General features: G+C 70.4%; 21 protein-coding genes and 2 riboswitches. Of the genes, 15 read left to right on the top strand and 6 right to left on the bottom strand.

Annotated features, from left to right (window positions below; translation table 11 throughout):
- Positions 1 to 25: 25 nt before the first annotated feature.
- From thpR to KXC43_RS30965, 4 genes are all read right to left on the bottom strand, one after another.
- A complete protein-coding gene (gene thpR, locus KXC43_RS30980) occupies positions 26 to 505 on the bottom strand; it encodes an RNA 2',3'-cyclic phosphodiesterase (protein WP_255645165.1) in 480 nt (159 codons plus the stop codon).
- Positions 502 to 1584: a septation protein SepH gene (gene sepH / locus KXC43_RS30975; RefSeq protein ID WP_221379728.1), complete on the bottom strand. Its 1083-nt coding sequence runs from the start codon at positions 1582 to 1584 to the stop codon at positions 502 to 504. The genes thpR and sepH overlap by 4 nt, the downstream gene beginning before the upstream one ends.
- A 234-nt stretch (positions 1585 to 1818) precedes the next feature.
- Positions 1819 to 2934 carry a phosphoserine transaminase gene (serC, locus tag KXC43_RS30970; protein ID WP_221379727.1) on the bottom strand — a complete coding sequence of 372 codons (1116 nt, stop codon included), beginning with the start codon at positions 2932 to 2934 and terminating at the stop codon, positions 1819 to 1821.
- A 9-nt stretch (positions 2935 to 2943) separates the two neighbouring features.
- Positions 2944 to 4044, bottom strand: a complete 1101-nt coding sequence (locus KXC43_RS30965) for a citrate synthase 2 (protein WP_221379726.1) — start codon at positions 4042 to 4044, stop codon at positions 2944 to 2946.
- 210 nt (positions 4045 to 4254) lie between these two features.
- On the opposite strand from KXC43_RS30965, the gene pdxH reads away from it, so the two are divergent.
- From pdxH to KXC43_RS30930, 7 genes are all read left to right on the top strand, one after another.
- Positions 4255 to 4881: a pyridoxamine 5'-phosphate oxidase gene (pdxH, locus tag KXC43_RS30960; RefSeq protein WP_221379927.1), complete on the top strand. Its 627-nt coding sequence runs from the start codon at positions 4255 to 4257 to the stop codon at positions 4879 to 4881.
- The gene (locus KXC43_RS30955; protein ID WP_221379725.1) at positions 4878 to 6209 is read left to right on the top strand and encodes an MFS transporter; all 1332 of its coding nucleotides are present in this window, start codon (positions 4878 to 4880) and stop codon (positions 6207 to 6209) included. Before pdxH ends, KXC43_RS30955 begins: the two co-directional genes overlap by 4 nt.
- A gap of 10 nt (positions 6210 to 6219) precedes the next feature.
- A complete protein-coding gene (locus KXC43_RS30950) occupies positions 6220 to 7140 on the top strand; it encodes an aldose 1-epimerase family protein (protein ID WP_221379724.1) in 921 nt (306 codons plus the stop codon).
- On the top strand, positions 7140 to 7787 hold the full coding sequence (locus tag KXC43_RS30945) for a nitroreductase family protein (protein ID WP_221379723.1): 648 nt from the start codon (positions 7140 to 7142) through the stop codon (positions 7785 to 7787). The genes KXC43_RS30950 and KXC43_RS30945 overlap by 1 nt, the downstream gene beginning before the upstream one ends.
- A gap of 58 nt (positions 7788 to 7845) precedes the next feature.
- Positions 7846 to 8139: a type II toxin-antitoxin system VapB family antitoxin gene (locus KXC43_RS30940; protein WP_221379722.1), complete on the top strand. Its 294-nt coding sequence runs from the start codon at positions 7846 to 7848 to the stop codon at positions 8137 to 8139.
- The gene (locus KXC43_RS30935) at positions 8139 to 9305 is read left to right on the top strand and encodes an acyl-CoA dehydrogenase family protein (protein WP_221379721.1); all 1167 of its coding nucleotides are present in this window, start codon (positions 8139 to 8141) and stop codon (positions 9303 to 9305) included. Before KXC43_RS30940 ends, KXC43_RS30935 begins: the two co-directional genes overlap by 1 nt.
- A 77-nt stretch (positions 9306 to 9382) precedes the next feature.
- A complete protein-coding gene (locus KXC43_RS30930) occupies positions 9383 to 10183 on the top strand; it encodes a DUF4230 domain-containing protein (RefSeq protein WP_221379720.1) in 801 nt (266 codons plus the stop codon).
- Between the two features lie 166 nt (positions 10184 to 10349).
- Here KXC43_RS30930 and KXC43_RS30925 read toward each other — a convergent pair whose 3' ends face one another.
- Positions 10350 to 10532, bottom strand: a complete 183-nt coding sequence (locus KXC43_RS30925; protein ID WP_438870924.1) for a PspC domain-containing protein — start codon at positions 10530 to 10532, stop codon at positions 10350 to 10352.
- Between the two features lie 232 nt (positions 10533 to 10764).
- Between KXC43_RS30925 and KXC43_RS30920 the strand changes: the two genes are divergently transcribed.
- The 7 genes from KXC43_RS30920 to KXC43_RS30890 all read left to right on the top strand — a co-directional run bounded on the left by KXC43_RS30920 (position 10765) and on the right by KXC43_RS30890 (position 21030).
- Positions 10765 to 12615 carry a DUF5941 domain-containing protein gene (locus KXC43_RS30920; RefSeq protein WP_221379718.1) on the top strand — a complete coding sequence of 617 codons (1851 nt, stop codon included), beginning with the start codon at positions 10765 to 10767 and terminating at the stop codon, positions 12613 to 12615.
- The gene (locus tag KXC43_RS30915; protein WP_221379717.1) at positions 12612 to 14765 is read left to right on the top strand and encodes a bifunctional glycosyltransferase/CDP-glycerol:glycerophosphate glycerophosphotransferase; all 2154 of its coding nucleotides are present in this window, start codon (positions 12612 to 12614) and stop codon (positions 14763 to 14765) included. The genes KXC43_RS30920 and KXC43_RS30915 overlap by 4 nt, the downstream gene beginning before the upstream one ends.
- Positions 14766 to 14898: 133 nt before the next feature.
- A complete protein-coding gene (locus KXC43_RS30910; RefSeq protein WP_221379716.1) occupies positions 14899 to 16203 on the top strand; it encodes an ABC transporter ATP-binding protein in 1305 nt (434 codons plus the stop codon).
- 99 nt (positions 16204 to 16302) lie between these two features.
- The gene (locus KXC43_RS30905; protein ID WP_221379715.1) at positions 16303 to 17196 is read left to right on the top strand and encodes a hypothetical protein; all 894 of its coding nucleotides are present in this window, start codon (positions 16303 to 16305) and stop codon (positions 17194 to 17196) included.
- A gap of 95 nt (positions 17197 to 17291) precedes the next feature.
- On the top strand, positions 17292 to 17780 hold the full coding sequence (locus KXC43_RS30900; protein ID WP_221379714.1) for an ATP-binding protein: 489 nt from the start codon (positions 17292 to 17294) through the stop codon (positions 17778 to 17780).
- Positions 17781 to 17867: 87 nt separating this feature from the next.
- Positions 17868 to 18608, top strand: a complete 741-nt coding sequence (locus tag KXC43_RS30895) for an HAD family hydrolase (RefSeq protein WP_221379713.1) — start codon at positions 17868 to 17870, stop codon at positions 18606 to 18608.
- Between the two features lie 58 nt (positions 18609 to 18666).
- Positions 18667 to 21030, top strand: a complete 2364-nt coding sequence (locus KXC43_RS30890; RefSeq protein ID WP_221379712.1) for a glycoside hydrolase family 65 protein — start codon at positions 18667 to 18669, stop codon at positions 21028 to 21030.
- Positions 21031 to 21105: 75 nt separating this feature from the next.
- Here KXC43_RS30890 and KXC43_RS30885 read toward each other — a convergent pair whose 3' ends face one another.
- On the bottom strand, positions 21106 to 22134 hold the full coding sequence (locus KXC43_RS30885; RefSeq protein WP_221379711.1) for a coiled-coil domain-containing protein: 1029 nt from the start codon (positions 22132 to 22134) through the stop codon (positions 21106 to 21108).
- A 3-nt stretch (positions 22135 to 22137) separates the two neighbouring features.
- Positions 22138 to 22270: riboswitch (cyclic di-AMP (ydaO/yuaA leader) on the bottom strand.
- Positions 22271 to 22480: 210 nt separating this feature from the next.
- Positions 22481 to 22614: riboswitch (cyclic di-AMP (ydaO/yuaA leader) on the top strand.
- 3 nt (positions 22615 to 22617) lie between these two features.
- Here KXC43_RS30885 and KXC43_RS30880 point away from each other — a divergent pair.
- Complete coding sequence (locus KXC43_RS30880) at positions 22618 to 23658, top strand: VldE C-terminal domain-containing protein (protein WP_221379710.1); 1041 nt, start codon at positions 22618 to 22620, stop codon at positions 23656 to 23658.
- Positions 23659 to 23672: the final 14 nt, after the last annotated feature.

Raw genomic sequence — 23672 nt, 5'->3', positions numbered from 1 at the left:
GTTGTCCACAGACGAGCGGGCGCTGTCAGAGAGGCCAGGCGGCCAGGCGCTCGTAGCGGCCCTCGGCGCTGCTCACCAGCTCGAACGACGTCACCGGCCACGAGTCGCCCCGGTGGGCGGCCAAGGCCCGGCGCAGCGCGCCGTCCGAGTGGTACGAGACCGTCAGGTGCGGGCGGAACGGGCGGTCGTCGCTGGGGAAGCCGCCCAGGGCCAGCGCGTCCCGGACGTCCTCGCGGAGCTCGGTCAGTTGGGCCAGATCACCCTCGACGCCCACCCAGGCGACCGAGCCGAAATGGCCGCCGCCGCTCAGCCGCAGCTCGAACGGGCCGGGTGAGGGCACATCGGTCAGCACCGGGATCACCGTCGAGGCCGGCGCGTCACCCAGGAAGACCAGGGTGAGGTGCCACTTCTCGATCGGGGTCAGGCGGGAGGCCGTGGGCAGAATGCCGTGCAGCGCCTCTCGCGGAGGCGCCGGCGGGAAGACGCCGACGAAGAGACGGGTCAGGACGACTCGCGGGCCGCGGGGCCACCGCCGAAGAGCACGTCGTCCCAGCTGGGGAGGCGCTTGCGGGGCTTCGCCTCGTCGGTCTCGGCGGGCTGCTGACCACCCTGGCCAACCGTGCGCCGGGGACGCAGGACGGCCAGCGACGGCACGGCCGGGACCTCTTTGGGAAGGTCGGAGTCTTCGTCGAAGGCCGAGCCGGAACCGCCGCCGAGCAGGGCAGCAGCGCCCCCGGCGACCGGGCGGCGCGGAGTTTCGGACGGGCCCGCGTCGAGGTTGCGGCCGCCGGACGGGCTGAGCGGACGGTCGAGCGAGGCGAGCAGCGCGTCGCGCCCGGCCCGGATCGGGTCGCGCTGGGGGCGCGGCGACTGCTCGGCGGCGGGAAGGCCGTGGCCGGCGCGCGTGGGCTCGGCCGAGCGGGACGGGCCGGGCAGGCCGTGGCCGCCGCGCTCGGTGAAGGCGGCCCGCTCGGGCGCCGGTTCCTGGCCGAGGATCTGGGTGGGACGCTCGGCGCACAGGTATTGGGCCATGTCGTCGTGCGGCGACACGACCTGACGTCCCTTGTCGAGATCCCAGATCGCCTGGGCGGTCGCCTTGCCGGACGGCCACGTGGCGACGATGCGCCAGGTGCCGTCCTCGCGGCGGAACGCGTCCCACGAGATCTTTTCGGTGTCGATGCCGTGCTGGGACAGGCGGCTGTCGACCACCTCGGCCAGCGGGGCGCCGGAGTCGGAGGTCTTGAGGCGGGTGCGGCGCGCGTGCTGGGCCAGCATGGCCCGTTCCTGCAGCACCGGGCCCGCGTAGCGCAGGACGCGGTCGACCGGCACGCCGGCGATGCGTGCGACATCTTCGGCGGACTCACCGGAACGGATGCGGGACTGGATGTCGCGCGGAGACAGCGAAGGCGGGGCGTCGGGCGACATCACGGCGACCATGGACCCGGGCGAGACCGGTTGACCGTCGTGGGCGATCGCGCCGGAGACCCGGTCGTCGATGGGGAGGGCCAGGAGCCGGCCGACCTCGTCGGCGAGCACCATGGCCTGACCGTCCTCGGAAAGGGCGACGAAGCGTACCGGCCGCATGCGTTGCCTCCGTCCCGTCCCGTCGCGTTGTCCTGCGCTCGGCGAGAGTCAGCCCCCCGGGCGCGTTTCGAAACACGGTACGCGCCTTGGTCACCTAATGGTGGTAAGCCACGCCGTCAAGTTGACTGAGCTGCGATGATCTTGAAATTCAGCGACTTCAACGGCAGATGCCCGCAGCCCAGGTGACCAAGAGCACGATGCCCGACAACGCGTCCGGCGGCAACCCGGAACCGCTCAGAGCCGCTCGGCGACGTAGTCGATGCATGCGGTCAGGGCGGCCACGTCGGAGGGCTCGACGGTGGGGTAGAGAGCCACCCGCAGCTGGTTGCGGCCGAGCTTGCGGTACGGCTCGGTGTCGACGATGTCGTTGGCCCGCAGCACCTTGGCGATCGTCGCGGCGTCGACGCCCTCGAAGTCGATCGTGGCCACCGCGGCCGAGCGCAGCAGCGGGTCGGTGACGAACGGAGTCGCGTACTCGGACTTCTCGGCCCAGCCGTAGATGACGGCAGCGCTTTCGGCGCTGCGCCTGACTGCCCAGGCCAGGCCGCCCTGGGTGTTCATCCAGTCGAGCTGTTCGGCCGCCAGGAATACCGTGGACACCGCGGGGGTGTTGTACGTCTGCTCCAGGCGGGACTGCTCGATGGCGGTCACCAGGTCGAGGAACTGCGGGATGTAGCGGCCGCTTGCCTTGATCTCGAAGGCTCGCTCGATCGCGGCCGGGGACATCAGGGCCATCCAGAGGCCGCCGTCGGAGCCGAGCGCCTTCTGCGGGGCGAGGTAGTAGACGTCCGTCTCGCGCAGGTCGACGTCGAGGCTGCCGCCGCCGGACGTGGCGTCGGTGAGCAGCAGCGCGCCCTGGTCGGCGCCGGCAACGCGGCGTACGGGGACGGCCACGCCGGTCGACGTCTCGTTCTGAACCGAGGCGTACACGTCGATGCCGGCCTCGGCCTCGAGGAACGCCGCCTGCCCGCCCGGCGCCCGGTGGACCGTCGGCTCGGCCAGGAAGGGCGCGTCCTTCACGGCCTTGGCGAACTTGGCCCCGAACTCGCCGAATTCGGCGAACTGGGCCTGCCTGCGGATCAGGCCGAACGTCGCGACCTCCCAGAATGCGCTGGTGCCGCCGTTGGCCAGGATCACCTCGTAGCCCTCGGGCATCGAGAAGAACTCGGCCAGGCCGCGCCGGAGCCGGGCGACCTGGTTCTTCACCGTCGGCTGGCGGTGCGACGTGCCGAGGAACGTGCGGGACACCGCGGCCAGCGACTCGACGCCCTCGGGGCGCACCTTGCTCGGGCCGGAGCCGAAGCGTCCGTCGACGGGCCTGATCGTGTCGGGGATCCGGATGTCAGTCACGGGGAAACATTATGCGCGCAACTCGCCCCAGCCCTCGACCTGCTGCGGCTTGCGGGGCGCTGGTCCCACGTAGCGGACACGGGGGTAGACGTTGCGGCCCAGACGCTTCTGTTCGAGCACGTGGGCGCTCCAGCCGGCCACCCGCGCGCAGGTGAACATGGAGCTGAACATGTGGCCCGGCACCTCGGCGAAATCGAGCACGACGGCCGACCAGAACTCGACATTCGTCGGCAGCGGGCGGTCGGGCTTGCGTTCCCGCAGCTCGGCGACCGCGGCCTGCTCGAGCGCCACGGCCACGTCGTAGCGCGCGGCGCCGAGGTCGCGGGCCGTGCGCTTGAGCACCCGGGCCCGCGGGTCTTCGGCGCGGTAGAGGCGGTGCCCGAAACCCATCAGGCGCTCACCCCGGTCGAGGATTCCCCGCACGTACGCCCGGGCGTCGCCGCCGCGTTCGACATCTTCCAGCATCGTCAGCACGCGGGCGGGCGCACCGCCGTCGAGCGGGCCGGACAGGGCGCCGATGCCCGATGAGATGCAGGCGGCCACGTCGGCGCCGGTCGAGGCGACCACCCGGGTGGTCAGGGTGGAGGCGCTCATGCCGTGTTCGGCGGCGGAGATGAAGTAGGCGTCGACCGCCTTCACGTGCCGCGGGTCGGGCTCGCCCCGCCAGCGCCGCATGAACCGCTCGACGATCGTGCCGGCCTTGTCGATGTCTTTCTGCGGCACGGCGGGCAGGCCCAGCCCGCGGGCGGCCTGAGCCACGAAGGAGAGCGCGGTGACCGACACCCGCGCCAGGTCGCGCCGGGCCTGCTCGTCGGAGATGTCGAGGAGCTGGGCCAGGCCCCAGTACGGCGCCAGCATCGCGACCGCCGACTGCACGTCGACCCGGATGTCGCCCGAATGCACCGGCACCGGGAACGGCTCGGCCGGCGGCAGCCCCGGCCCGAACCGTCCGTCGACGAGCAGCCCCCAGACGTCGCCGAAGGAGACCTGACCGATGAGGTCCTCGATGTCGACGCCGCGGTATCGCAGCGCGCCACCGGCCTCGTCGGGCTCGGCGATCTCGGTCTCGAAGGCGACGACGTCCTCGAGCCCGGGCTTGAAGTCGGTCACGACCCTCCCTGGGACAGAATGCTGTAGGTGCTTCATCTTGCTCGCCGGGTAACGGCGGGTCGACCCGCCGGGATGTGCTCTCCGCGACACCCATCCTCACCGACCTGACGCGCGGGCCGGAGCGACTTAGGGTCGTTTGCAGTGCTAACGATCGGCCGGACACCTGACGCAGGAGCTTTCGTGACCCTCGAACCACCCTCGCCCGCGAGCATGCGGCGCGACTACACCGCGCGCGGGGCGCTCCTCGAGACGGATCTGGCGGCCGACTGGCGCACCCAGTTCGAGGCCTGGTTCACCGACGCCGCCGCCTTCGGGCTGCCCGAGCCGAACGCGATGATCGTGTCGACCGCGACCCCGGACGGCCGGCCCTCGGCGCGCACGGTGCTGCTCAAGGAGTACGACGAGCGCGGCTTCGTGTTCTTCACCAACTACGGCTCGCGCAAGGGTGGTGAGCTGGCCGCCAACCCGTACGCGAGCCTGGTCTTCCCCTGGTTCCCGATGCAGCGCCAGGTGCTGGTGGGCGGGGCCGTCGAACGGGTCAGCCGCGACGAGACCGAGGCCTACTTCGCCGGTCGGCCGCGCGGCTCGCAGCTGGGCGCGTGGGCCAGCCCGCAGTCGTCGGTGGTGCCGGACCGGGCGGCGGTCGACGAGGCCTACGCGGCCGCCGCGCAGCGCTTCGCGGACGTGCCGGTGCCGGCCCCCGAGCACTGGGGCGGGTTCCGCGTCGTGCCCGGGACGGTCGAGTTCTGGCAGGGCCGGAGCAGCCGCCTGCACGATCGGCTGCGCTTCCGCCGTACGGGAAACGGGGTCTGGATCGTGGAAAGGCTCGCGCCTTGAGCCAGGACGCCGTCGAAGAGGGCGAGAAGATCGCCGAGCTCAAGGAACGCAAGTCCTGGGTGATCGACATCCGGCCGCTGAAAGTCATCGCCTACCGCCGGATGTGGATCGGCAACGGACTCTCGTTCTTCGGCTTCCAGTTCACTGCCGTGGCCGTGCCGGTCGAGATGTACGCGATCACGCACTCCTCGGCCTGGGTCGGCCTGCTCGGCATCGCCGGCCTGGTCCCGCTGCTGATCTTCGGGCTCTGGGGCGGCGCCGCGGCCGACGTGGTCGACCGGCGCAAGCTGCTGCTGGCCAGCTCGCTGCTGGCCTGGGTGGCGACCGCCGGCCTGCTGGTCCAGGCGCTGTTCAGCCTGAACAGCGCCTGGCTGCTGCTCGGGCTCACAGCTGTGCAGTCGGCCGGCTTCGCGATCAGCTCGCCCACCCGTCAGGCGATCATCCCGCGCATCGTGCCGGCCGGCCTGGTGCCCGCCGCTAACACCCTGGCCTACACGACCACCACCGCGGGCGGGGTGCTCGGTCCGCTGGCGGCCGGTCTGATCTTCGCGATCTCGGGCACGGGCCACGGGGTGACGGTCGCCTACGCCGTCGACGCCCTGCTGTTCACCATCTCGTTCTGGGCCACCTGGAAGCTGCCGCCGATCCCGCCGGTCGAGCACGAGCCGGGTGCGGACAAGCCCACGGCGGGCGTGCGGGGCATCCTGGTCGGCCTGCGGTTCCTGGTCACCCAGCCGGTGCTGCTGCTGTCGTTCGCGGTCGACATCGTGGCCATGGTCTTCGCCATGCCCCGGGCGCTGTTCCCCGAGGTCGCAGCCGACCGGTTCGGCGGCGACTGGGCGGTCGGCTGGCTGTTCGCCGCGATCGCCATCGGCTCGGTCCTCGGCGGCCTGACCTCGGGCTGGATCGGCCGGGTCAAGCGGCAGGGCGTGGCGCTGGTGATCGCCGTCGTGGCCTGGGGCGTGGCCATCGGGCTCTCCGGCCTGGCCCACAGCCTGTGGCTGATGGTGCTGCTGCTGGCTGTGGGCGGGGCGGCCGACCTGGTGAGCGCGGTCTATCGGCAGTCGATCCTGCAGGTCTACGCGCCCGACCGGCTGCGCGGGCGGCTTCAGGGCGTCTTCACGGTGGTGGTGGCCGGCGGCCCGCGGCTGGGCGACCTCCGGGCGGGCGCCACCGCCGACCTCACCTCGACCACCGCCTCGTGGGCCGGCGGCGGTTTCGCGGCGGCTGGTCTGGCCGTCGTTCTGGCCGCGGCGTTCCCGGCCCTGCTGAGGTATCGGCCACCCCAGGCCCCGGCAGCCGACACCGGCGACGAGGCGAACCGATAATGTCCAAGCCATGACGAGTGTCGTTGCCGCGAAGTCCGGCACCCAGTGGTCCATCGAGGCGGACGGGCAGAGCGCCGTCGTCGTGGAGGTCGGCGGCACGCTCCGCGGCTATTCCGCCGGCGACGTGGCGGTGCTCGACGGCTTCGAGGTGGACGAGCTCTCCCCGGCCTCGGCCGGCCAGATCCTGGCCCCGTGGCCCAACCGCATCCGCGACGGGCAGTACACCTTCGAGGAGCAGAAGTACCAGCTCTCGCTGACCGAGCCGGCCCGCAACAACGCCATCCACGGCCTGGTCAACTGGAGCCGCTGGACGCTGGTCGAGCAGAGCGCGTCGGCCGTGACCCTCGAGTACGAGCTGCCGGCCCAGATCGGTTACCCGTGGTGGCTGACCCTGCGGACGACCTGGTCGGTCTCGGCCGCGGGCCTGCGCTGCGACCAGGCGGTCGTGAACAACTCGTCGGACGACGCCCCGTGGGGCTACTCGGTGCACCCGTACGTTCAGCTGGCCGGGGTCAGCGTGAACGACACGCTGCTGCACGTGCCGGGCCGCAAGCGCATCGTCGCCGACGCCCGCCTGCTGCCGATCGGCGCCAACGCGGTGGCCGGCACGGAGTACGACTTCACCGAGCCCCGCAAGATCGGTGACCTGGTGCTCGACACCACGTTCGGCGACATCATCCACGACGCCGACGGCATCACCGAGGTGACCATCGCCGACCCGTCCGCCGACCGCAAGGTCGTGGTCTGGGCCGACGACAAGTTCAAGTACTGGCAGGTCTTCACGGGCGACACCCTGCACGGCGAGCGGTTCCGCCGCTCGGTGGCGATCGAGCCGATGACCTGCCCGCCCGACGCCTTCCGCACCGGCCGCGACCTGATCGTGCTGGCGCCGGGCGAGCGCTGGACGGCCTCGTGGGGGATCAAGGGCTGATGGAGTTCGACGAGGTGGTCCGCCGGCGGCGGATGATCCGCAGCTACGACCCCGACCGCCCGGTGCCGGCCGAGCTCCTCGACAAGGTGGTCCAGCACGGACTACGGGCGCCCAGCGCCGGTTTCTCGCAGGGCTGGGGCTTCCTGGTGCTCACCGAGCAGAAGGACCGCGACCTCTACTGGGAGTCGACGACCGAGGGCGACCTGGGCGACGCCAAGACCGACGAGGCGTGGAAGGGCGACTGGCTCACCCGGATGCGGACCGCCCCGGCGATCATCGTGTGCCTGTCCAACAAGTCGGCCTATCTCGAGCGTTACGCCCAGCCCGACAAGGGCTGGACCGACCGCAGCGAGTCGCACTGGCCGGTGCCGTACTGGGACATCGACACCGGATTCGCCGCGCTGCTCATGCACCTCAGCGCGGTCAACGAGGAGCTGGCGTCGTGCTTCTTCGGCATCCCGGTGCCGACCGTGCAGACCTTCAAGGACGCTTTCGGGGTGCCGGCCGAATACACGCCGATCGGCACCCTGACCGTCGGCTATCGGGCACCGGACAAGAGGTCTCCGTCACTCAAACGCGGACACCGGCCGGTGGACGACGTGGTGCATCATGGCCGATGGGCCGCGACGCCGAAGGCTTCCGAGTGACCGGAGCCGGGCTAGGCTGGCAGCGAATTCGCGAACAGTTCGGAGAGGGGGATCGGCCGTGATCTTCAAGGCGGTCCGGGACGGCGCTCCCTATCCCGACCATCACACGACCCTCAAGGCGTGGGCCGAGATCCCGCCGAGGCCGATCCGGCTGGCCGACCTGATCACGACGAAGCGCGAGCTCGCCCTCGACAAGCTGCTGGCCGAGGATTCGACGTTCTACGGCGACCTCTTCCCGCACGTCGTCGAATACCACGGTCACCTCTACCTCGAGGACGGCCTGCACCGCGCGCTGCGGGCGGCGCTGCAGCAGCGCAACCAGATCCACGCGCGGGTGCTGGTCGTCGAGTGATGGTCGCGCCCCTCGATCTGCTCGATCTCGACACGCTGCTGAACGACGAGGAGCGCGACATCCGGGCCGTCGTGCGCCGGGTCGCCGACGACAAGGTCCGCCCGCACGTCGCCGGCTGGTACGAGGACGGCAAGGTTCCCGTACGCGAGCTGGCCCTCGAATTCGGCAAGCTCGGCCTCCTCGGCATGCACCTGACCGGCTACGGCTGCGCCGGTGCGTCCGCCGTCTCCTACGGACTGGCCTGCCTGGAGCTCGAGGCAGCCGACTCCGGGGTCCGGTCGCTGGTCAGCGTGCAGGGCTCGCTGGCCATGTACGCGATCTGGAAGTACGGCTCGGAGGAGCAGAAGCAGCGCTGGCTGCCCGGTATGGCGGCCGGCGAGCTGATCGGCTGCTTCGGCCTGACCGAGCCCGACCACGGCTCCGACCCGGCCAACATGTCCACCCGGGCCCGGCGCGACGGCGCCGACTGGGTGCTCGACGGCGGCAAGATGTGGATCACGAATGCGCCGCTGGCCGACGTCGCGGTGATCTGGGCCCGGGGTGAGGAGGGCGTGTTCGGCTTCGCCGTGCCGACCGACACCCCCGGCTTCTCGGCCCGCGAGATCAAGAACAAGATGTCCCTCCGGGCCTCGAGCACGGGCGAGATCACGCTGGACGGCGTGCGGCTGCCCGAGAGCGCGCGGCTGCCCGAGGCGCGCGGCCTCAAGGCGCCGCTGTCGTGCCTGACCGAGGCCCGCTTCGGCATCATCTGGGGCTCGATGGGGGCGGCGCGCGACTGCCTGCGGGTCGCGATCGACTACGCGACCACGCGCGAGCAGTTCGGCCGGCCGATCGGCGGCTTCCAGCTCACCCAGGCCAAGCTGGCCGACATGTCGCTCGAGCTGCAGAAGGGCTACCTGCTCGCACTGCACCTGGGCCGGCTGCGCGACTCGGCCGGGGCGCTGCGACCCGAGCAGGTCAGCGTGGGCAAGCTCAACAACGTGCGGGAGGCGATCGCCATCGCCCGCACCTGCCGGACGATTTTGGGCGGCAACGGGATCAGTGGGGAATATCCCGTCATGCGCCATGCGAACAATCTCGAGAGCGTTCTCACCTACGAGGGAACTTCCGAGATCCATCAGCTGGTCATCGGCCAGAAGCTGACCGGATTGAACGCTTTCGCGTGAGCTGAGCCGGCCGGCGGTGGCCGGCAGCGGAAACCGGTGAGGCTGCGAATGTCGCACCCCCCTCGTACCGTGAGCTCATGGCCAAGTCTCCGGAAGATGTCTCCTCCGATGTCTCCGCGCGCGACGGCGTGGGCGAGCCGACACGCGAATATCCGGCCCTGCCGCCGTCGGCCGAGCCGCCGTCAGCCGAGCCCGCGCCGCCACCGGCCGGGCCTGAGCAGCCCGCGTCCAGGATCAGCGGCTTCGCCCGCCTGCTGATCTTCACGTTCTTCGTCTTCGCGCTCATGGTCGCGGCCTGCCTCGGTCTGCGCGCGGTCAACGTGCTGCCCGGCTTCGACAACCCGTTCTCCGACCAGACGACCGACCGCAGCCAGCCCGTGCTGCTGCAGTCGATGCGCGACCTCAGCCGCTACGTGGCGGCCGACGGCACCTTCCAGGTCATCGTCGACCTGCAGGAGAACAAGGAGAACATCCCCGACTTCCTGGTCAACCGCCGCACGCTGTTCGTCGGCTCGGGCACCGTCGAGCAGTACGTCGAGTTCGGCTCCCTCTCCGACAAGGCGCTCCAGATCGACAACGACAAGAACACGGTGACCATCACGCTGCCGCCCCCGCAGCAGGGCACGGCCAACCTCGACCTGCAGAAGAGCTACGTCGTGGCCGAGGAGCGGGGCCTGTTGAACCGCTTCGGCGACGCGTTCAAGAGCGACCCCGGCAAGCAGCAGCAGGTGTACGCGCTGGCCCAGCAGCGCATTACCGAGGCCGCCCGGGCCAGCGGCCTCGACGAGCGCGCCAAACAGAACACGGAGAGCATGCTCGAGAGCCTCTTCACGCGGCTGGGCTACTCGACCGTGACCGTGACCTTCGGCAGTCCGTGAGCGGTCGTTGATCGCAGGAGCCGCCCGGTGCCAGGAAAGGCGCCGGGCGGCTTTGTGTGTGTGAGGTTGCACCGGGCGCCGCCGTTCCGGGGGCGGGGGCAGCGGCGCCCGGTGGGTCGTGCGCGGCGGCCGCGGCCGGGGGTGGCCGGCCGGGCGCCGCGTGCGGTCACTCGTTGGGCAGCAGAGCCCAGAGGATGATGTAGATCAGGATCTGCGGACCGGGAAGCAGGCAGGAGACCACGAAGATCAGCCGCATGATGCCGGGCGACACGCCGAAGCGGCGGGCCAGCCCGGAGCAGACACCGGCGATCCAGCGATTGTCCCGGGGGCGAGCGAGACGGCGAGTCACTGTCACTTCACTCCTTCACACATGAGTTCCGGCTGCTTGCCGGCTCTACTTCGACGGTAAGGGCGCGGTGACCGTCCGCCCTCGGTCCCCAGGTGGAGAAGGGCGTGCTGGCTCCCGTAAGGGTGACCCGTACCCCCGTACTCTCCGCTGTTAACCTGGGTGCCGATTTCCGGCTCTTCGGGCGCTACCCCGCGCGCCACAGGCCGCCAAGGAGGCACACGGTGACTTCCCGGTGACGCTGGCCGTACTGATCAGCGCCGGCACCACTCTCGATCCCGCCGATTCGGCCCAGCTCGTCGGGGAGCTCTCCGGCGCCCTGCGGGCGGCCGGCGCGAGCGCGGTCGAGACCGGCCCGTCGGCTTTGCCGGTGGTGGTCGAGCGGGCGCGGCAGTCGCACGAGGGTGTCCTCATCTGCGCCGGCAATCTGGTCGCGCACCCCAGTCTGCTGTGGATGCTGGCCACGGAGCCCGCCGGCCGCACCACCGCCCTGGTCGTGCCCGACCCGGACGGCGATCTGCGCGACGACCGCGGCAAGGTGCTGCCGGCAACCGACGGCCCGGGAACCGTGCGCTACGGCGGCGCGATGTGGGTCGCGCCGGCCGACCTGCCGGTGCTGGCCGAGGTGGCCGACCGCCCCGACCTGCTGCCCGCGCTGCTCGAAACGGGTCTGGTGCCCGTCGCCACGCCGTTGCGCCTGCTGCGGGCCGGCCTGGTGCACGACGCCGCCGAACTCGCCCGGGTCCGGGCCGAGGTCGCCGCGGTCGACGAGGACAAGGCAAGGCTGCGCATGGCCGTGAAGGAGAAGGACGACTTCTTCACCACGTACGCCGTGAGCACCTGGTCGCCCTGGGTCACCAAGGCCTCGGCTCGGCTGCGGCTGACCCCGAGCGGCGTCACGGCGATCTCGGTGCTGTTCGCGGTCGCGGCCGCGCTCGCCTTCTGGCAGGCCTCCCGGCCCGCCATGATCGCCGGCGGCATCCTGCTCTACCTGGGCTTTGTGCTCGACTGCGTGGACGGGCAGCTGGCCCGCTACACGCGGCGGTTCGGCGCGTTCGGCGGCTGGCTCGACACGATGGCCGACCGCGCGAAGGAGTACGCGGCCTATGCCGGGCTCGCCGCCGGGGCCGAGCGCATCGGACTGCCGTACGCCTGGCCGCTCGCCATCGCCGCCATCGTGCTGCAGACCGTGCGGCACATGACCGACGCCTGGTACGGCGCGCTGCACGACGAGGCCACCGCGCACCCGCGCCCGCAGGCCGCCGGTGGTGTCGGCGCCCGGCTGAGCGCGGCGTCGACCCGGGTGCAGGGGGACACCGGCTCGGTCGCGTACTGGTTGAAGCGGATCGTGGTCTTCCCGATCGGCGAACGCTGGGCGCTGCTCTCGGTGCTGGCGATCTTCAGCAACGGGCGGATCGCGCTGGCCGGCGCGCTCGTCTGCGGGCTCTTCGCCCTGGCGTACACCCTGGGGTTGCGGTCCCTGCGGGCGCTGAGCATGCGGGTCGGTGTGCTGGACAAGGTGGACACCGCCCGTTTCCGCGACGACGGGTTCCTGGTGCGCGAGCTGATCGGGCGCGCCAAACTGCCGGCCCCGCTCGCTGTGGCGGCGACGGCTGCCGTTGCGGCCCTGGTGCTGGTCGTGGCGCTGCTCGCCGGGTGGATCGAGCCGCCGGCCAAGGTGGCCCTGGTCGTGGTGGCGCTGGTCGTGCTGGGCGCCGGGCTGCCGGCGCGGGCACGGCACGGCGGCCCGCTCGACTGGCTGATCCCGGCCGCCCTGCGCGCCGCCGAATACCTTTTCGTGGTGGCCGTCGGACTGTCCGGTTCGGTGCCGACGCCGGTGGTCTACCTGCTGATCTTCATGCTGACCCTGCACCACTACGACCTGGTCGCCCGGATGGAGAAGGGCGCGCCCACCGGACGCGCCACGGGCGATCCGCTCGGCTGGGACGGCCGGGTCGTGCTGCTCACCGTGGGCGCGCTGGCCGGGATCGCGGTCGACGGCATGGTGGTGCTGACCGTGGTGGTCGGCGGCATGTTCCTCGTCAACACGATCGCCGACTGGCGGACAGGTGGCACCCGCCCGTGACTTTCCTCAGCATCGTCCTGCCGGTCTACAAGGTGCAGGGATATCTGCGGCAGTGCCTCGACTCGCTGCTCAGCCAGTCGTTCACCGACTTCGAGATCGTCGCCGTCGACGACCGCTCGCCCGACTACAGCGGAGCGATCCTGGCCGAGTACGCCGCGCGCGACCCCCGCGTCCGCGTGGTGACCGCCCCCGAGAACCTCGGCCTGGGCCGCGCTCGCAACCTGGGCCTGGAGCACGCCACCGGCGAGTACGTCTGGTTCGTCGACTCCGACGACTGGCTCTCCGACGGCGCGCTGAACGCGGCCGCCGAACGTCTGCGCGAGACCGATGCCGACCTGCTGATCGTCGGCTGGGACAGGGTGCACTGGGATGGCCGGGTGCAGGCCGGTACGGCCCGCAAGTCGCTTGCCGCGGCGCCCGACGTCTTCTCGGTCGAGCAGTGGCCCAAGGTGCTCAACATCCTGCACGTCGCGTGGAACAAGGTCGTCCGGCGCGAGTTCCTGCTGCGCCTCGGCTTCGTCTTCGAGGCCGGTTGGTACGAGGACGTCTCGTTCTCGTTCCCGGTCATGCTGGCCGCGCCCCGGATCAGCACCCTGCCCCGTACGTGCGTGCACTACCGGCAGCGGCGCACCGGTGCGATCACCCGGACCGTCGGTGACCGGCATTTCGAGGTGTTCGACCACTGGGAGCACGCGCTCGCCCTGGCCACCAAGTACGCCTCGCCCACCGACGAGGTGCGCGGCCTGCTCTTCCGGCGGATGATCTGGCACTTCCTGCGGGTGCTGCGGCACGACGCCCGGGTGCCCCGGGAGTCGCGGGTCCGATTCTTCGGGCGGATGTCCGAGATGTACAAGACGCACCTTCCGCCGGGCGGTTATCCCCTGCCCGCGCGGACCGAGGGCGTGCGCTACCGCATGGTGGCCGGCGGTTCCTACCGGTCGCTGCGCGTGTTCGACTTCGCGGTCGGCCAGGCCCGCCGGGCCAAGCGGCTGGCGCGCCGGGCCGCCGGTTGGGTCAAACGGCGTACCCGGCAGGCCGCCGGGCAGGTCTACTACCGGGTGCAGTTGCGGCTGCCGGTCGACCAGTCGCTCGCGCTGTACGGGGCGTACTGGTTCCGCGGGGTCAGCTGCAATCCGGCCGCGATCGCAGCCAAGGCGGCCGAGCTCGCGCCGCACCTGCGACCGGTGTGGGTGGTGGCCGAGCCGTACGCGAAGGCGATGCCGGCCGGCGTCGACCACGTGGTGGCAGGCACGCTGCCCTACTACCGCGCCATCGCCCGGGCCCGCTACCTGGTCAACAACGTGAACTGGCCGAACCGGATGGTCAAGCGGCGCGGCACCACGCACGTCATGACCCATCACGGCACCCCGCTCAAGAGGATGGGCGCCGACCAGGCCGACCATCCGGCCGGAGTGAAGGACCCGGACTTCCAGGCGCAGATGCGGCGGGCGGACCGCTGGGATTACAGCGTCACCGCCAACCCGTTCACCACGGTCGCGTGGGAGTCGGCCTATCCGTGCTCCCACGAGACCCTCGAGGTCGGCTATCCGCGCAACGACCGGCTGGCCACCGCGACGGCCGCGGACAGCGCCGCGGCGCGGGAGCGGCTGGGCATCCCGGCCGGCCGGCGGGTCGTCCTCTACATGCCCACCCACCGCGAGTGGCTGCCGGGCGGGCGCCGGGTGCTCGACACCGAACGGTTCGCCGAGGAGCTCGGGCCGGATTCGACGCTGCTGGTCCGCGAGCACTACTTCACGACCCCGGCCGAGCCCGCCTCGGGGGCGGCGGTCGTCGATGTCTCGGACCACCCGGTGGTCGAGGATCTCTACTTAGCGGCGGACGTTTTGCTCACCGACTACTCGTCGGCGATGTTCGATTTCGCCGTGCTGGACCGGCCGATCGTGATTTTCGCGCCCGACTGGCCGGTGTACCGCGACGTGCGTGGCGTGTACTTCGATCTACTCGCCGAGCCGCCGGGTGCAGTCGCCACCGAGTACGCGGCGCTGGTCGGCCTCTTCCAGAACGGGTCGTACGCTGACGAATCGGCCGCAGCGGTGCGGGCGAGCTTCCGGAGGCGCTTCTGTTCGCTCGACGACGGGCATGCCGCGGAGCGTGTCGTGCGCCGTGTTTTCTTCCCCACGAACCAGTAACTAGGCGGTCACTCAGCGCAAATGGCACCTTTACCCGATGGTGTGACATCGATACTCCTCGTCAAATTAGGCCGATCGCCGGCCGTCGTGGGACCGGGATCACATTGATGTTGCCCGGCAGGGGAGGTAGGCGGTGTCGACCGTCTCGCTCAAGGACGTCACGAAGGTCTGGCCGGACGGCACGGTAGCCGTCAACCACGTCAGCCTGGACGTCGACGACGGTGAGTTCCTGGTTCTCCTCGGGCCGTCGGGCTGCGGAAAGTCCACGATCCTGCGGATGATCGCCGGGCTCGAGGACCCGACCGAGGGCGACATCCTGCTCAACGGCGACCCGGTGCTCGAGCTGGCGCCCCGCGACCGCAGCATCGCCATGGTCTTCCAGGACTTCGCGCTCTATCCGCACATGACGGTGGGCGACAACATCGGCTTCCCGCTCAAGCTCTCCGGCATCGACCCCGCCCCGCGGGTCGAGCGGGTGGGCGACGTGGCCTCCGCGCTGGGCATCGGGGACGTGCTGCGGCGCAAGCCGAGCCAGCTCTCCGGCGGGCAGCGGCAGCGGGTCGCGATGGGCCGCGCGATCGTGCGCCGCCCCGGCCTGTTCCTGATGGACGAGCCGCTCTCCAACCTCGACAGCGGGCTGCGCGCGGAGCTGCGGGCCGAGATCACCGGGCTGACCCGGGAGCTGGGCGTCACCACCATGTATGTGACCCACGACCAGGCCGAGGCGCTGACCATGGCCGACCGGGTGGCGATCATGCGCAAGGGCGTCCTGCAGGACATCGGCACGCCCACTGAGGTCTACGGGCGGCCGGCGACCCTCTATGTGGCGGCCTTCCTCGGCGCTCCGCGGATGAACCTGCTCGAGGCGGCCGTCTACGTGCACCTCGAGCGCTACATCGAGCTCAACTTCGGCGAGCAGGCGCTCTACCTGCCCTGGAACGACATCCGGGCGCGTGCGGTGGCGCACTACCACGGTGAACGGATCGTGGTCGGGATGCGGGCCGAGGCGCTGACCCCGGTCGCGCCCGACGTGCCGGGTGACGTGCTGCGCGGCCGGATCCGTTACCTGGAGCACCACGGGCACGAGTCGCTGGCCTTCCTCGACATCGGCGCGACCGCGATCGTCCTCGACGACCCGGGCACTCGGGCGCGCGACGACGAGCTTCCGCCCGGCGGCCCGCTCAAGCGGATCGGCGGCGCCCTTCAGCGGCTGGCCGGGCGCTCCAACGGCTCGTCCGGGGCCCCGGCCCGCGAGTCCGGGCCGGAGAGCGTGCTCAACGACCCCGGGCGGCACCACCGGCGCCCGGCCGAGCTGGGCGTGCGGCTGGCGCCCTATCCGCCGGTCACGGCCGGGCATCCGCTCTCGGTCGCCGTACGGATGGACGCCCTGCACTTCTTCGACGAGCGCGGAGACCGCATCGACGTCGGCTGGCGCTGACTTCCTCTTCCCCTCGGTTGCACCCGTGGCGTACCGTTCCGCCCACACGTCGGTGCGATGGCGTATCGACGATACGGACCCGACCTTGGGGGTAGGCACGTGGCGAACGCGTCCGGACTCTTGGTTATCGAGCGCATCCTGCGCGACAAGCAGGGCATCTGGCAGCAGATCGTGGAGGACCGCGACCTGCCCCGGCTGACCGGCCAGATGCTGGTCAGCTCGGTGGTCGCCCTGGCCGTCTACGGGGCGGTGCTCGGCTCCTTCCACGGCGTGCTGATGGCCCTGACCTCGGCGGTCAAGCTGCCGCTGCTGTTCCTGGTCACGCTCGCGATCTGTCTGCCGACCCTGTACCTGTTCAACCTGGTGTTCGGCGCCCAGCTGTCGATCCGGCAGTCGCTCTCGCTGGTGACGGTGGCCCTCACGGTGACCGCCATGCTGGCGCTGGCGTTCGCTCCGATCAGCCTGTTCTTTCTGATCACGGCGCCCGACTACGCGTTCTTCAAGCTGCTCAACGTGGCCATCCTGGGGCTGTCGGCGCTGGTCGGCCTGCGGTTCCTGACCGGTGGCATGCGGGTGCTCAACGAACACGGGCTGCTCACCCCGAAGGTTGCCGCACCGGCCGTGGCGCCGGCTCCGGAGCCGGTCAGGGAACTGGTTCCGGCCGGCGCTCCGGCCGCCGAGGGCGCCGCCAACGGGGCGGCACCGGCCGCCGGCCCGGCGGCTCCGGTCCCCATGCCGGTTCAGCCCCCGGTGGTGCAGATCCCGCCGCCCGGCTTCGCGCAGCAGCACCCGCGCCAGCCGGTCGGCGCGCAGACGCCGCCGAGCATGACCCTGCTCTACATCTGGATCCTGCTCTTCGGCTTCGTCGGCACCCAGCTGGCGTGGACGTTGCGGCCGTTCTTCGGCAGCCCGGACAAGGACTTCAGCCTGTACCGGGACATCGACGGCAACTTCTACGCGGAGATCTTCCGGACGATCGCCGACCTGTTCTGATTCACTTCCGAGCCCATCCCACCCGGAACGGACTGAAAACTGAAACGTGGACGCGTGGTGCCACCAAGGTGGCACACCGCGTAGGCTGCACCACGGTGGAGGACACAGTGAAGCAGGGTGTGCGGCCGGCTCCGGTGACGGAGGCGGTCCTTGCCGAGCCGTTGTCGCGGGACTCCGGCCGGCTGGCCGACTGCCGCTTCGGCCGCGAGGACATCGCCCTGGTGCGTCACGAGGTTTCCGCCCGTCTGCGTGAGGCCGGTCTCGCCGGTGACCGCCTGCACGGCTTCATCCTCGCCGTCAACGAGGTCGTCACCAACGTCGTGCTGCACGCCGGGGGCGCCGGGCGATTGCTGCTCTGGGTCTCCGGCGGCTCGGCGTGGTGCTCGGTCACCGACTCCGGCCCCGGCATCCCGACGCGGTTCCTGGCGTCTCCCGAGGTTCCCGAGGCGTTCGAGGTCGGCGGCCGGGGCATCTGGCTCGCCTATCAGCTGTGCGACGAGGTCACCGTCGCGACCGGCCCGATCGGTACCACGATCGGGTTGCGGATCTCGATCGCCACGCCGGTTGACACCAGCTCGCAATAGCACTTTGAACTGGGCGTAAAGCCGCCGGCAAAACGTGAAGCAGCCCTTCCGGACTCATGGGTGCCCAGGTGCGACTACATTGGGCGCGTGCTCGGACTACCTCCTCACGTGACCGCCTGCCTCTTCGATCTTGACGGCGTGCTCACCCAGACCGCCCTTGTGCACAATGCTGCCTGGAAGCTGACCTTCGACGAGTTCCTCGAGAAGTGGTCGGCGCAGCACGGGCAAGAGTTCGTGCCCTTCGACCCCGGCCCCGACTATCACAAATATGTCGACGGCCGGCAGCGTGCCGACGGTGTTCGCACCTTCCTGGCCTCTCGGCAGATCACCCTTCCCGAGGGCAGCCCGGACGACGGTCCCGACCTGCAGACCGTGAACGGCATCGGCAACCGCAAGAACCTCCTCGTCCTGCAGAAGATCAAGGAGGGCGCCGTCCAGGTCTACGACGGATCGGTCGCCTACCTGAAGGCCGCGCGCGACGCCGGCCTGCGGCGGGCCGTCGTGTCCGCGAGCGCCAACTGCAAGGACGTCCTGGAGGCAGCCGGTATCGCGGACCTCATAGAGGTACGCGTGGACGGCGTCACCGCCCGTGAGCAAAGCTTGCCCGGCAAGCCCGCGCCCGACTCGTTCCTCTACGCCGCCAGGCAGCTCGGCATTCCGCCCGAGAACTGCGCTGTGTACGAGGACGCTCTGGCCGGAGTCGCCGCGGGTCGCGCGGGCAAGTTCGGGATCACGATCGGGGTTGACCGCGTGGGCCAGACTCAGGCCCTTCTGGACAACGGTGCCGACATCGTCGTCACGGACCTGTCCGAACTCCTGACGCGCTGAACGCGTATCAGCGTTTATATCTTCAAGACTTTCTCTTTCATTTTCGAGAGGCACCACCGTGATCCGTGAACGGGCTTATCCCGTCGATCCCTGGCACATCCGGGAGACGAGACTCGACCTGGACCTGCTGGCCCAGTCCGAGTCGGTGTTCGCACTGGCCAACGGTCACATCGGGATACGCGGGAACCTGGACGAGGGTGAGCCGCACGGCTTGCCCGGCACGTACCTGAACTCGTTCTACGAGCTCCGCCCGCTGCCGTACGCGGAGGCCGGCTACGGCTTCCCCGAGTCCGGCCAGACGATGGTCAACGTCACCAACGCCAAGCTCATGCGGCTGCTGGTCGACGACGAGCCGTTCGACGTGCGCTACGGCGAGCTGCGGTCGCACGAGCGCGTGCTCGACCTGCGGGCCGGAACCCTCGAGCGCACCGTGGAATGGGTGTCTCCTTCCGGACAGGCGATCCGGGTCCGCACCGTACGGATGGTCTCCTTCACCCAGCGTGCCGTGGTGGCCTTCCTGTACGAGGTGGAGCCGCTCGACGGCCCGTCCCGGCTCATCCTGCAGTCCGAGCTGGTGGCCAACGAGCAGCTCCCGCCGATGAGCAAGGACCCGCGGGTCGCCGCCGTGCTCGACCACCCGCTGCAGGCCGAGGAGATGCTGGAGCAGCGCACCGGCGGTCTGCTGGTGCACCGCACCAAGGCGAGCGACCTGCGCATGGCGGCCGCCATGGAGCACCTGGTCGAGACGCCCGGCAAGCACGCGGTGACCACCGAGGGCCACCCCGACTGGCTGCGCACGACCGTCGCCTGCAAGCTCGAGCCGGGGCAGAAGCTGCGGGTGGTCAAGCTGGCCGCGTACGGCTGGTCCAGCCACCGCTCGCTGCCGGCCGTGCGTGACCAGGTCGGCGCGGCACTCGCCAGCGCCCGGCTGGACGGCTGGGAGGGCCTGGTCGAGGCTCAGCGCGACTACCTGGACGCCTTCTGGGACCACTCCGACGTCAAGGTCGAGGGCGACCCCGAGGTGCAGCAGGCGGTCCGCTTCGGTCTGTTCCACACGCTCCAGGCCGGCGCCCGGGCCGAGCAGCGGCCGATCGGCTCCAAGGGCCTCTCCGGGCCCGGCTACGACGGGCACACGTTCTGGGACGCCGAGACCTTCGTGCTGCCCGCCCTCACGTACACCCAGCCGTCCGCGGCGGCCGACGTGCTGCGCTGGCGCCACTCGACGCTCGACCTGGCCCGGGAGCGGGCTCAGACGCTCGGACTGCAGGGCGCGGCCTTCCCGTGGCGCACGATCCGCGGGCAGGAGTGCTCGGCCTACTGGCCGGCCGGCACGGCGGGCTTCCACATCGGCGCCGACATCGCCGACGCGGTCCGCCGCTACGTGCAGGCCACCGGCGACTACGACTTCGAGCGTGAGGTCGGCCTCGAGCTGCTGATCGAAACCGCCCGGCTGTGGCGCTCACTGGGGCACCACGACCGGCACGGCCGCTTCCACATCGACGGCGTCACCGGCCCGGACGAGTACACGGCCGTGGTCGACGACAACATCTACACCAACCTGCTGGCGCAGCAGAACATGCTGGCTGCGGCCGACGCGGCCAAGCGGCACCCCGACCTCGCCCGCAAGCTGGGCGTGGACGACGAGGAGACGGCGAGCTGGCGGGACGCGGCGGCCTCGGTGCACATCCCGTTCGACAAGGAGCTGGGCGTCCACCAGCAGTCCGAGGGCTTCACGCGGCTGCAGGAGTGGGACTTCGAGAACACCCCGCCCGAGGCGTACCCGCTGCTGCTCAACTACCCGTACTTCGACCTGTACCGCAAGCAGGTGGTCAAGCAGGCCGACCTGGTCATGGCGATGTACATCCGCGGTGATGCCTTCACCCCGGAGGAGAAGGCCCGCAACTTCGCCTACTACGACGCCCGTACGGTGCGCGACTCGTCGCTGTCGGCCTGCGTCCAGGCCGTGATGGCAGCCGAGGTGGGCCACCTCGAGCTGGCCCACGACTATCTGGGCGAGGCCGCCCTGATGGACCTGCACGACCTGCACCAGAACTCGCGGGACGGCCTGCACATCGCGTCGCTGGCCGGCACCTGGATCTCGCTGGTGGCCGGTCTGGGCGGCATGCGCGACTTCAACGGTCAGCTGTCGTTCGCGCCGCGCCTGCCCAGCCGGATCAACAACCTGGAGTTCTCGCTGCTCTGGCGTGGGCTGCGGCTGCGGGTGAACGTCACCGCGGAGGACGCCACGTACTCGCTGCGCAACGGCGGCGGGTCGGCTCGCCTGGTGCTCCAGCACCACGGCAAGGACGTCGAGGTCACCCAGGTCAAGCCGGTGACGGTGCCCATTCCGCCGGCGCACCCGGTCGGCCCGGCGCCGGTCCAGCCGGCGGGGCGTGCTCCGGTTCGGCGCGCCACCTCGTAAACGGACAGCAAAAGGGGCCCCGGATTTCTCCGGGGCCCCTTTTTCGCGTACTCGAGGCTTCTCGCCTACTCGTTATCAGAGCATCGACACGTGCACGTGGTCGGTGTGCGCGCTCGGTCCGCTGTAGGAGCTCCAGCCCCTGGTCGGGAACCAGATCTGCTTGTACCAGATGACGTAATAGATGCCGAGGCGGTCGGCATTACGCACGAGGAATGCCATCAGGTTGTTGCCGTAGGTCTTCATGTCCGCGTTGTGCGCGACCGCGAAGCCCCGATCCTGCAACGACCAGTCGCAGGCCCGGCCCTTCGGGTGTTCGAACGGCCCGCCGTTGCGATGGCAGCCCACGAATCGGTCGAAGCCGGCCTTCTGCGTTTCCTTCAACATGTGCAGCGTGCGCGCGGTGATGCAGCCGCCGGTCGTCGGGTCGTCGACGTTGCAGGGCAGGCTCGGGAAGCCGCCGTTCGAGTCGCGCGGCGCCGGCGCCGCGGTCGGTGACTCGGCGAGCACGACGCCCTGGGTCAGGCTTTCACCGCCGACCAGGGCGAGGGCCTTGTCCGCGGCCTCCTTCTGCTTGCGCATCACAACCAGGCTGTTCTGCTGCTTCTTGACCTCGGCGTCGAGCGCGGCCTTCTTCGAGTTGACCTGGTCGATCGCCTTGTTGAGCTCGGCCAGCTTGCGGTCCTGAATCGTGTTGATCTCTTCGAGCGAGACGGCCTTCTGCAGGAAGTCGCTCGAGCCCTGGCTGCCCAGCAGGAAGCCGGCCGTGCCGAGGTGGCCGGTGCGGTACTGCTGCGCGGCGATTGCGTTGACCTCGGGCAACAGGGCGAGGCGCCGGCCCTGGGCCACCTTGATCTCGGCGGCCAGCCGCTTCTGCGCCGTCGTCGACCTCGCCACCGCGGCCTTGGCGGCGACGAACTTGCGGTTCGAGGACTCGATGACGTCGTCCAGAGTGACGTTCTTGCCGACTGAGCCGCCCGCCTCGTCGGGCGCGGCCGAGGAGCCATCAGGCTCGGCGCTCGCCGGGGAGGCGGGTGCGGCCAGGAAAGACAGGGCCACGATCGGCGCCAGGGCAAGCATCAGCCACCGGCGGGGTCGTACGGTCAATGCAGTTCCTTCCGGTAAACCGCCGACCGGGTTAGCTGACGGGTTCGGGACGGAAGCGATCCCTACCGCTTGCGCGGATACACCCCACTGACCTGGTTCCCCGGCTCGCCTCGCGGCGATTGGGCGGTGGCCTGCCGGCACCTCGGGGGCGGTGCCTCGGTGGCAGAACCGGCGGCTAGTTTACCCGAGAGTTCGCTTCGCTTCAGCGCTGCGGAATGGCTATTTCGTAGTCGTTCAAACACATTCCGTAATTCCCGTGACTGTTGGTCGTGGTCGAATTGCCCTGCGTGCGATAACTGTCGATCGTTCGATGAGTTGGGTATGGTCGGTGGCGGCTCTCACCCCCAGAGGGCCGCCGCCTAATCGCCTTCACGGCGAGCCGGGGAACCAATCTTTCCGGGGTGAATCCGCGCAAGCGGTAGGGATCACTTCCGTCCCGAGCCCGTCAGCTAACTCGGTCGGCGGCCGACGGAAGGAACAGGTGTGCGGCACAAGACTGTCCGGCGAAGATTGGCATCGTCATTGGCGTTGCTCATCGCGATCTCCGGCCTCGCGGTCGCGGTGGCCGGTCCGGCCGGCGCGGCCCCCGGCGACAACGGCGACGACGGCGAGGGCGCTCCCAAGTCCCTGATCCAGCAGCTCCAGGCCGCCTCCAAGGGCTTCCTCGAGGCCCAGGAGGCGCTGGCCAACTCCCGCAAGCGGCAGACCCAGCTGGCCGCGAAGGTCAAGCAGCTCGACGCCGAACTCGGCCCGCGCCAGGCCGCGATCGACGAGATCGTCCAGCAGTCGTACCGCACCGGCCGCCTCGGGCCGATGACCGCGCTGCTCACGGCGAACTCGTCCGGCAGCTTCCTCGATCGGGCCGAGACGCTCGAGACCGTGGCGGTCAAGGAGAACGCCGTCGTGGCCGATCTCAAGGCCAACCGGGACGCGCAGCAGCGGGCCAAGCTGGCCATCGACGCCGAGGTGCGCAACCAGCAGAAGCAGGTCAACCTCATGGCCAAGCGCAAGGTGCAGGCGGAGAACGCGCTGAAGGCCGCCAATGCCGGTGAGGACGCCGACGAGCCGTCGGACAGCCAGGCCAGTTCGAGCAACAAGGCCAGCCCGGCCCCGCGCAACCGGGACGGTTCGCTGTCCGAAGAGGGCTGCACCCAGAAAGACCCCACCACCAGCGGCTGCCTGACGCCGCGCACGCTGCACGCGCTCAAGCAGGCTCAGGCCGACGGATTCACCCGCTACGTGGCGTGCTTCCGTGAGCAGAACAGCGGCGAGCACCCCAAGGGCCAGGCGTGCGACTTCGCGGCCGAGAAGAACGGCTTCGGCGGGGTCGCGTCGGGCGGTGACAAGACGTACGGCACCCGGCTGGCCAACTACTTCATCAGCAACTCGAGCCGGCTGGGCGTGCTCTACGTCATCTGGTTCAAACGCATCTGGCTGCCGAGCAGTGGCTGGAAGTCGTACTCCCGAGGAAACGGAGACCCTTCCAGCGACCACACGAACCACGTGCACCTCTCGGTGCGGTAACTGCTGGGAGTGCG

This window comes from Paractinoplanes polyasparticus, from assembly GCF_019710575.1.
Classification (GTDB): Bacteria; Actinomycetota; Actinomycetes; order Mycobacteriales; family Micromonosporaceae; genus Actinoplanes; species Actinoplanes polyasparticus.
This window is presented reverse-complemented; position numbering and strand designations above follow the sequence as displayed.

Bases quoted from the DNA above. Each gene is read 5' to 3' on its own strand.
- sepH (WP_221379728.1), bottom strand. From the start codon at position 1,584: ATGCGGCCGGTACGCTTCGTCGCCCTTTCCGAGGACGGTCAGGCCATG.
- pdxH (WP_221379927.1), top strand. From the start codon at position 4,255: ATGCGGCGCGACTACACCGCGCGCGGGGCGCTCCTCGAGACGGATCTG.
- KXC43_RS30950 (WP_221379724.1), top strand. From the start codon at position 6,220: ATGACGAGTGTCGTTGCCGCGAAGTCCGGCACCCAGTGGTCCATCGAG.
- KXC43_RS30945 (WP_221379723.1), top strand. From the start codon at position 7,140: ATGGAGTTCGACGAGGTGGTCCGCCGGCGGCGGATGATCCGCAGCTAC.
- KXC43_RS30935 (WP_221379721.1), top strand. From the start codon at position 8,139: ATGGTCGCGCCCCTCGATCTGCTCGATCTCGACACGCTGCTGAACGAC.
- KXC43_RS30930 (WP_221379720.1), top strand. From the start codon at position 9,383: ATGGCCAAGTCTCCGGAAGATGTCTCCTCCGATGTCTCCGCGCGCGAC.